This is a genomic window from Desulfoscipio geothermicus DSM 3669, from assembly GCF_900115975.1.
In the GTDB taxonomy this organism is placed as follows: Bacteria; Bacillota; Desulfotomaculia; order Desulfotomaculales; family Desulfallaceae; genus Desulfoscipio; species Desulfoscipio geothermicus.
In genome coordinates this window covers 1-1,122 of sequence record NZ_FOYM01000083.1, presented here as the reverse complement: position 1 = coordinate 1,122, position 1,122 = coordinate 1, and the positions used below count along the sequence as shown (strand labels likewise).

The 1,122-nt window shown below is 37.3% G+C and carries 1 protein-coding gene; it reads left to right on the top strand.

Going from position 1 to position 1,122, the window contains the following annotated elements; genetic code table 11:
• Window positions 1-1,034, top strand: a 1,034-nt coding sequence (locus tag BM299_RS18790; protein WP_092488088.1) for a tyrosine-type recombinase/integrase, incomplete at its 5' end; no start/stop codon positions are given.
• Window positions 1,035-1,122: the final 88 nt, after the last annotated feature.

Genomic DNA, 1,122 nt, shown 5'->3' with positions numbered 1-1,122 from the left:
AGATGAACAAAAACAGTAAGTTTTTCACTTACCTTCGCGAATTTCTGACTGTCTATCTTACCCAGCAGCGCAGATGCAGTCCCAATACGGTAAAATCATACAGGGATACAATTAACCTGTACAGAACGTTTTTGTTCAAATGTAAAAACATTCCTTTTACAGAAATCACATTTGAATTGTTCAATTACCAGACGGTAAATGAATTTCTGGACTGGATTCAGGCATCCAGAGGATGCAGCACTTCCAGTCGCAACCAGAGACTAGCTGGAATTAATTCATTTCTCAATTATGCAGCTATACAGGATCCGGCCCTGATGGACAATTATGTTAAGGTAAAAAACGTTCCTGTACAAAAAGCAGGAAAACAGCCATTAAAATATATGTCTGAAGAAGCTGTGGCTGCTGTATTCAGACAACCGGATATTTCCAAAAGGAATGGATATAGGGATAGATTTTTTATGATTCTCCTATACGATACGGGAGCACGCATGCAGGAAATACTGGATTTGAAGCTTGGGGATTTTAATCTTAATTTATCCAATCCATATGTATATCTTACTGGAAAAGGAGAGAAAACAAGGCAAATCCCATTGATGGATAAAACCGTGGAACACCTAAGGGCTTATCTTGAAAAGTTTCATCCTAGTGATAATCGCAAGCCAGAAGCATATCTGTTTTATACCGTTATAAAAGGTAAAACTGGTCCGATGTCGCCTGAAAATGTGGCAAATTTTATTCGAAGATATGGAAAATCCGCAAAAAAGGAGTGCAATGATGTCCCGGATAATCTCCATGCACATGTATATCGCCACTCCCGGGCTATGGCACTATATAAATCTGGTGTACCTCTTTCATATATAAAGGAATTTTTAGGTCATTCCCATATAAATACAACATCTATTTATGCAATAGCAGATTTGGCAATGATGCGAGACGCATTAAAAAAAGCATCCTATAATGACACGCCCAATCCTGCTGAATCAATGTGGGAAGGAAACGAGGAGATGATCTTGCGATTATGCGGCTTAAAATAGTATAACATTATCTGTAATTATTCCTTGATTATCCTTGAAATTGCTATGTGTTTATAGATTTTAAGGATAATCAAAACTTACAGATAAT